Here is a 6,804-nt window from a genome sequence, read left to right on the forward strand (position 1 = left end):
GCAGGCGATGTACTTATTCGAAAGTCCCAAATTGCGACTGAGTGCGATTTATTGCCTTAGCCTATGAAATATAAAGAGAAAGTGGTCATTGCCGACCCAACTCAATTACGACCATTTATGACCAAATTGGACCTGGAACCGTGACCAAAACCGTGACCAAGAAACTACTTAGATGAGGAAGACCCAAGTTTCTGCGTGAGAATATAACGAGGGATTCGTATCGAGGGATGGACTACCAGATGTAGGCGACTTGCTTCCTTTTGCCTATGATCTTGGATCCTTTTCGAAGCTCCTTTCTGCGTTGGAGCCTCAATAAAGCCATCGCTACGCGATCTGCCTCGCAGTGATAACTAGATCCCAGCTTACCGTGAACCTCTTTTATTGTTTTGGGTGTTTGGAAAAAGCCATGATCTCGTAGTTTTAGTATATGGGTGGGCAAGCCATTGTCCGCTACAGACGATGGATTCTTAACACTCCTGACCTTGGGCGACGCGGGGAAAACCACCTTCTCAAGACGGTCTAAACGCGCAAGGATTTCTTCCAAGGGATTTGCGCTCATATAAACTCCTTAAGTCTGCCGCCCATTCTTCAAATTCTCCGCTTTCCGAAGACCTGGTATTAATAGCCGCATTCCACCATTTTCATCTTCATCCACATATCTTCTAATTCGACTAACAGCGACCCTGGCATTTTGGGTTGAGAATCGATGTCTTTTTAACAGCAAAGACAACTCCGAAGACGATATCCGTCGTGGCGAGACATGTGCCAACGCTAGCAGGGCAATATCAACCGCGCTTGCTCCATGAAAGTGGAAGTATGTTCTACCGTCCACTTCCTCAATGAGCGGATACCTTTTCTTGACCAGAGAGTCCACCATGACCTTAGCCACATCGCTACCGACAATCCCGTGCTGAGCACACCTGACCATCTCCGCTAGAACCCAAGAACAATTCATTGTAACGACATTGGCATCCATTTCGTTTGGGTCAATTTCATTCGGATCGTGTCTTCCCCCACGATTACTAGCGATTTCATAAACAAAACGACTTACTCGCGGAATTGTGAGCCGAATGGAATCACTAATAGATCCTTGGGAAAGCTGCCCCAAGCCATCAATCAGGCTGCCCGCGCTAAAAGCTCTTCCATCAGGCACGGTCTTTCCAGCGCGAACCCACAATGCCTTTAAAGTGGCTTCAATAAATTTTCCAGCCTTTGCTATGCAGTCTTCCCATTCCTGAAGCTCAAAATGTTTGACCATACCCACAAAATGGCGCGTTGATGCCTCGACGTGCTTCTTGGCAAAAAACGGGATTAGGAGGTGGTTGAGAGTAGCAAGGCTCATTTATGCTTTCAAAACCTCATTCCATACATTCGTCAACGTGTAGATTCCATGCTTAGTGCTATCTATCCACCCGTTGGCTTTTGCTCTATTCAGATACGCGGAATTAAATCTCCCTCCTAAGACACTCTTCATTTTGTTCCACTGTTTTTCAATTTCTATGGAGGAGACTTGTTCGGCAATGTTTCCTTTAGTCAAACGTGCCAACAAGAGAGTGACCTTTTCCGGTCCAGAGCAGCCTCGAGAATGCTGTTTCATGAAAGCAAGTGTATTAGGATGAAAAGACACATGAACGTGCTTGATATCGCCTGTTGTATGAGGCTTAGACTGATCGGACCGCTTTCCGTTTAATTCGCCTATCACTTCATCAGCAAGAGATTTAATGCGATCGAGCTTAGCCAACATCTCCTCTTTTATCATTTGCAATCCCCATAGAGTCTTCTTTCATATGATTTAAAAATACTCTCCGGATTTGCAGAGCTCATTTTCCGTACACCCATTTTCCTTCAACTTTCTTCCGACCCAACAGTCTCTTCTGAACCAAGCCTAACATTACGCCTGATAACGTCGTTACGGGGTAAACGTAACCTTTTTCTTCCAACGAACCTGCTATATCCGATAACCCTCTTGGCTTATTAAAAAACCCCTCATCTTTTAATCCCATTATTAAATCGGAGGTCGCGGAGCGCTTTTTCTCATCCCGTCGCGAGTGAGATCCCTTGGCATTGGTTGCCGTCCCCCTGCCCTGACTAACTGAGTCGCCATGCTCGATAATCTTCAAAATATGGGCAACTTCTCTATCATTTCCTTCAATCGTTATTGCGAGTCCCGTTTTTGATTTAATAGTTGCTTTCGCCATTAGCTATCTCCACTAGTGCTATTGGACTATCTTTATTGCTTATTATCGGCAAAATAAATGGTGTGTCAATAGTAGGGCATAGATAATTTACCTAGTGGCCGAGACTTCAACAAAAAAGCTTCCTACTTTGACCATATAGATCAAGTGAAGCGGGGGCTACGCCCCCGATCCCCCCGGCCGTCCGGTCCAGTGGTCCGGAACGGCCGGGCGGCCTCGTTGGGCGGAATCTTTGCGTGACGAATCTCCCCATGGTTTCAGTATCCCTATGCTATTCACCGTGTTTGCAACCAACGATCAACCAGAAGGGCGGCCAAGCTGACGCATCGCCGCCTTCTGCAATGAAAAGCCGTCCTCTATTTCCCCCGCCGAGTTGGCCCCTGATTCCCGCAGCAACACCACCGCTCTTGCCGTTCTCAGCGGAATCAGCGGCCAACACCATCCAGCATCAACGGTCATCAACGCGTATGCCATCGAAGCACACCTCTCTCGATTAACGTCGGCGTTCCTGCGCACGTTTGTCTGAAAAGGACAAATATTGTTTGGGTCAGCGTCCTCGCTCAGGTCCCGACACGATTGCTTGAAGAGACCTCCTCAAGACAGCGTCTCAAACAGATTGGAATATCAGCCCATTACACGATGGACTCTCCGACCACGCCTCCAGAGCCTCGTCAGAGAGACGAAGGCATTGCGCTTGCTCTACGGGTCCGATGATGGTTCGGCGGATGTTCTCTCGGGAAAGAGGCCAGCAGGCCGCTGGAAACGCCTGCGCCTCGTCTCATGCAGATCAGGAGGAACGTGGAATGAAGAAGGTACTGCTGACAGGAATCGGAACCCTGCTCCTTGCCGGATGTGCGATGGACGGAAGAAACCCGAATGTCGGAGTGGGCGTATCGGTCGGGAACCCTGCGCCGGAACCGGTGATCGTCGCGACTCCGCGAGGTGGCCCGCCTCCATGGGCGCCGGCTCATGGGCGGAGAGCGAAAGAAGTCCGGTATCGCTATCAGTACTATCCAGCGAGCGGCGTCTATGTGAACGTCAGTACCGGGAGCTATTTCTACATGAACGGGGGAAGTTGGCAGGTAGGTATGACGCTGCCTTCGACCTTCATGCTTGATAGGAGCAACTACGTCAGCCTTGAGCTAGAGACTGATAGACCCTACCTCTACTTTGAAGAGCACAAGGTGAAGTACAAGGGCAATGGTCGTCCCGACAACCCCGGGCGTGGGCGAGGGAATGGGAAAGGGAAAGGCCATGGTAGAGACAGAGATTAACGCGCCGGTGTGGTGAACAGGGTAAAGCCAAGGGGTGAGAACGCCCCTTGGCTTTTTTTCGCTTGTAGGAACACTGCGCGACGAACCTTCACCGCTGCTACCTCAACCCCGCACAATCCGCACAGAGCCGGACCTCACACATCACGTCGTGCTCCCCATAACAAAACCGTACCCAGGCTCGTTCGAATTGGCAGAACTCACACAATCGTTCCTTGGTATGTTCAGGACAGAGCCACGCCTTTCGTGCGCGATCATAAATGGTCGCTTCCCGTCCGCAACAAGCTGGTCCGAACAGGCTTGGCAGTTTGAGACTACATCGGTGCCAGAGCATGTTCACACCTCCTGGTAGACAAGCCCCTTCCCCAGCACGAGTTGCAGAATAGTGCCGCTAAACCAGATGGGATGCCCTGAGAGCAGATCCTCCCAGGTCTTGAGAAAGACGATACGCGGGATTTCAATTTCTCCCCTGATCCGGCGGTAGACGTTCCGGCTGACCCATTGGTTCCGCATCTCTTCCCACAGCCGACTGATCGGAAACCCAAGAGACCGTTTCCAGGACCAGCACATATTCACGTAGCCGCATTGATCCTGGACGTATTGGCTAATGACGTAGCGACTGAGACGGTTTCGTGAGCGATGGCTGGGCTGGTAGGCCTTGATCCAGACGACTGGAGCCCCATGGAGGGCCTGCCATTGTGACGAGAGCCATTCCTGGGAGATCCAGAAGCGACGCGCCCGTTCCCCATCCGGGACCCGCCAGGCCCAGAAGATGTGCAGGACACCATGCCCTTCTTCCGTCCGGACCTGGTAATACTCCAATCCTTGAAACCCCAGCTGGCGTTCGATCCGTTGGCGCAGTTGCTTGTGGTGATAGGTGAGTTTGTCGGCATCCCCGCCTTCCGCCGTCGATAGCGTGACCCAGAGGACTTGGAACTGATGACATTCCCAGAACCAGAGCAGCGACCGGACACGGTGATAGCCTCGTTTCTGCTTCCTGGTCCATTCGCCGGCGACGGGCTCACGCCGGAACTCCTTCCAGCGGCTCATCGCGCACCTTCTGGCTGAGGAATCACAGGCCTCAGGCCGGCAGCCAGAATCCGCTCCAACTCCTCGATGGGAATCCGCACGGCTCGCACGGATGGCTTCACATAAGCGATCTGCCGTTTCAGGATGTATTTCCTGATCGTGCTTTCCTTGAGCCCTAGCCGATTGGCCGCCTCTCGAATGGTGATCAATTTTGTACTGATCATCGGGCACCTCCTTGAAAGAATGGTTGTGGACAGATCACGCTTACTACTCTTTAGACGTGACCACTCTTGACAGCCATTATCAGTGAGGAGGTACACTTGCCAAACAAATTCGGGTGGAAGCGGCCCTTCAGCACGACACTTTTTTCGATGGTGTTGGGATCAGGAAAATTGAGAGGGTTCGGCATGAAAAAGGAGCGGAAGGCATGAGCGCACAGGGGAAATCCGAGCAGGACTTCCAACAGGAGTACCAGAAAGCCATTGAGCGCATCCGCACGATGCCGGATGGCGCCGTCGGGTGGGTGCTCCGGTTTTTACAGACTGATCTGGAAGCTTTGACGCCCACGGAATGGACGCTGGTGGCGTTTGAAGTGGCGGCCTTTGTCGATGAGACGGGGGACCGATTCGGCGGGATGGTGGCGCCGGAAAGTGGCTGGAGTGTAGAGGGAGTGCCCCATGCGAAGAACTATCAGACGATTCCCAGTCGCAAAGAAGCACAGGACATTCAGACCGCCGTCCTTGAGCAGTTAGAGCTTTATTGGCACGAGGGCCATACCGCCTTTACCTTTCCGCAAATGACGCTGGTCGTGGTATCGCCAGGCACCTTCTCCGACGAGACCGGGACGATCTTCGTGATCGCGAAACGGAAGGCCAAGGAGTTTGAATACCGCTTTGTCCATCTCTTGGCCCAGTCCGGGGACTACATTCGGCGCTGTCCGGAATGCGCCAAGATCTATTTAGCGATCCGGCGCGACCAGCTATACTGCCAGCCACGCTGTCAAAACCGAGTTGCGGCGAGAAAATGGCGAGAAAGCCGGAAGACCGACCAAAAGACAGAGCGACGAAAGGAGGACCGCCATGGCAAGAAAAGAGGGAAAGGATAGAGGCATCACCCAGCGGAAGGGCCGCGAGGGCTGGTGGGTGCGCGTCTATGAAGAGGGACGCCAGACGTGGCACAAGTGCGACACAAAAAGCCAAGCACGCACGCTGTATGGCAAGTTAAAAGCCGACGCACGAGAGGGAAAACTCTTTCCCAAACCGAAGAAGACAAAATCAATCCTGCTGAAAGATTACTTTGTGACGTGGCTCAAAAACCAACCCGCACGCGGCAAGAAACTTACGACGATCAAGACGTACGAGTCGCGATTACGAAAACATGCCCTCCCCGCCTTCGGAACGTCTCAACTCTCTGCAATCTCACGTCCCCGCATCAAAGCATGGGCCGCCGGGCTGCTCGAAAAGGGTTTGGATTTCGATACGGCGCTGAATGCACTCTTGACGCTCAGCGCGGTCTTAACCGAAGCCGTCGAGGACGGACTGATTACCCATAACCCTGCCCTTCGTTCCGGCAAACTGTTGAAACGGCCGGCGACCATCGAGGAATCCGAACTCGCGATCTTCACCCCCGAGGAGGAAGGCCTCTTACTGGAAACCATCCGACGCGAACGCCCGCTGTTTTACCCGATGGCCCTGACCTTCTTTCGCACCGGCCTACGAGCGGGAGAGGTGCTGGGACTCCATCGCGGTGACCTGAACTTTCACAGCCGATCAATCTACGTGCAGCGGAACTGGTCACGGGGGATCTTGGGTACACCCAAGAACGGGAAGGCCAGGCGGGTGGACATGTCGCAGGGTCTCGCAAAGGCTCTGACGGAATGGATCGAGCTACAGGATCTGGAGGCGGCAGCCGCTGGACAGGCAGCGCCTGAAATCCTCTTTCCAGGCAACCTTGGCGGAACCAGGCGGGAGCCAAGTTATATGGCCGAGAATTGGCTGCGGTACAAACTCTGGTTTCCGATGGTGGCGAAGGCAGGACTGCGACGACTGGATATGCATAGTGTCCGACATACCTATGCAAGCCGACTCATCGCGAATGGCGAGAACTTAAAATACGTCCAAGACCAACTGGGCCATGCCTCGATTACCATCACCTGTGACACCTATGGGCATCTGATCCCAGGCGGGAATCGACAAGCGGTCGATAAGCTGGATTCGTTTAAAATCGGTTTTGGAACCGTGACCAAAACCGTGACCAACGCCATTGAAAACCCCTAAGTCTTTGATTTTTGAGCGAATACAGTCGCATCA

At 52.7% G+C, this 6,804-nt stretch carries 9 protein-coding genes; 3 read left to right on the forward strand and 6 right to left on the reverse strand.

What is annotated here, in order from left to right:
• Window positions 1-568: 568 nt before the first annotated feature.
• The 4 genes from KF839_RS14505 to KF839_RS14520 all read right to left on the reverse strand — a co-directional run bounded on the left by KF839_RS14505 (window position 569) and on the right by KF839_RS14520 (window position 2,669).
• Window positions 569-1,342 (reverse strand): hypothetical protein, encoded by a 774-nt coding sequence (locus tag KF839_RS14505; protein WP_292918542.1) that lies wholly within the window; start codon window positions 1,340-1,342, stop codon window positions 569-571.
• Window positions 1,343-1,759: a hypothetical protein gene (locus KF839_RS14510; RefSeq protein ID WP_292918543.1), complete on the reverse strand. Its 417-nt coding sequence runs from the start codon at window positions 1,757-1,759 to the stop codon at window positions 1,343-1,345.
• 61 nt (window positions 1,760-1,820) lie between these two features.
• Window positions 1,821-2,198: a hypothetical protein gene (locus tag KF839_RS14515; protein ID WP_292918544.1), complete on the reverse strand. Its 378-nt coding sequence runs from the start codon at window positions 2,196-2,198 to the stop codon at window positions 1,821-1,823.
• 294 nt (window positions 2,199-2,492) lie between these two features.
• Window positions 2,493-2,669: a hypothetical protein gene (locus tag KF839_RS14520; protein WP_292918545.1), complete on the reverse strand. Its 177-nt coding sequence runs from the start codon at window positions 2,667-2,669 to the stop codon at window positions 2,493-2,495.
• Between the two features lie 329 nt (window positions 2,670-2,998).
• Between KF839_RS14520 and KF839_RS14525 the strand changes: the two genes are divergently transcribed.
• Entirely contained in the window at window positions 2,999-3,469 is a 471-nt protein-coding gene (locus tag KF839_RS14525) for a hypothetical protein (protein ID WP_292918546.1), read from the forward strand.
• 333 nt (window positions 3,470-3,802) lie between these two features.
• Here KF839_RS14525 and KF839_RS14530 read toward each other — a convergent pair whose 3' ends face one another.
• Together KF839_RS14530 and KF839_RS14535 are read right to left on the reverse strand one after the other, a co-directional pair.
• Window positions 3,803-4,516 carry a hypothetical protein gene (locus tag KF839_RS14530; protein WP_292918547.1) on the reverse strand — a complete coding sequence of 238 codons (714 nt, stop codon included), beginning with the start codon at window positions 4,514-4,516 and terminating at the stop codon, window positions 3,803-3,805.
• Complete coding sequence (locus KF839_RS14535) at window positions 4,513-4,719, reverse strand: helix-turn-helix transcriptional regulator (protein WP_292918548.1); 207 nt, start codon at window positions 4,717-4,719, stop codon at window positions 4,513-4,515. Before KF839_RS14535 ends, KF839_RS14530 begins: the two co-directional genes overlap by 4 nt.
• Window positions 4,720-4,832: 113 nt before the next feature.
• Between KF839_RS14535 and KF839_RS14540 the strand changes: the two genes are divergently transcribed.
• Window positions 4,833-5,600: a hypothetical protein gene (locus tag KF839_RS14540; protein ID WP_292918549.1), complete on the forward strand. Its 768-nt coding sequence runs from the start codon at window positions 4,833-4,835 to the stop codon at window positions 5,598-5,600.
• The gene (locus tag KF839_RS14545) at window positions 5,575-6,771 is read left to right on the forward strand and encodes a tyrosine-type recombinase/integrase (protein ID WP_292918550.1); all 1,197 of its coding nucleotides are present in this window, start codon (window positions 5,575-5,577) and stop codon (window positions 6,769-6,771) included. The genes KF839_RS14540 and KF839_RS14545 overlap by 26 nt, the downstream gene beginning before the upstream one ends.
• The last annotated feature ends 33 nt before the right edge of the window (window positions 6,772-6,804 follow it).

Origin of the sequence: Nitrosomonas sp., from assembly GCF_019635155.1 — a bacterium.
GTDB lineage: Bacteria > Pseudomonadota > Gammaproteobacteria > Burkholderiales > Nitrosomonadaceae > Nitrosomonas.

Excerpts from the sequence above, each read along its gene's own strand:
- KF839_RS14505 (WP_292918542.1), bottom strand. The coding sequence starts at position 1,342 with ATGAGCCTTGCTACTCTCAACCACCTCCTAATCCCGTTTTTTGCCAAG.
- KF839_RS14510 (WP_292918543.1), bottom strand. The coding sequence starts at position 1,759 with ATGATAAAAGAGGAGATGTTGGCTAAGCTCGATCGCATTAAATCTCTT.
- KF839_RS14515 (WP_292918544.1), bottom strand. The coding sequence starts at position 2,198 with ATGGCGAAAGCAACTATTAAATCAAAAACGGGACTCGCAATAACGATT.
- KF839_RS14520 (WP_292918545.1), bottom strand. The coding sequence starts at position 2,669 with ATGGCATACGCGTTGATGACCGTTGATGCTGGATGGTGTTGGCCGCTG.
- KF839_RS14525 (WP_292918546.1), top strand. The coding sequence starts at position 2,999 with ATGAAGAAGGTACTGCTGACAGGAATCGGAACCCTGCTCCTTGCCGGA.
- KF839_RS14530 (WP_292918547.1), bottom strand. The coding sequence starts at position 4,516 with ATGAGCCGCTGGAAGGAGTTCCGGCGTGAGCCCGTCGCCGGCGAATGG.
- KF839_RS14535 (WP_292918548.1), bottom strand. The coding sequence starts at position 4,719 with ATGATCAGTACAAAATTGATCACCATTCGAGAGGCGGCCAATCGGCTA.
- KF839_RS14545 (WP_292918550.1), top strand. The coding sequence starts at position 5,575 with ATGGCAAGAAAAGAGGGAAAGGATAGAGGCATCACCCAGCGGAAGGGC.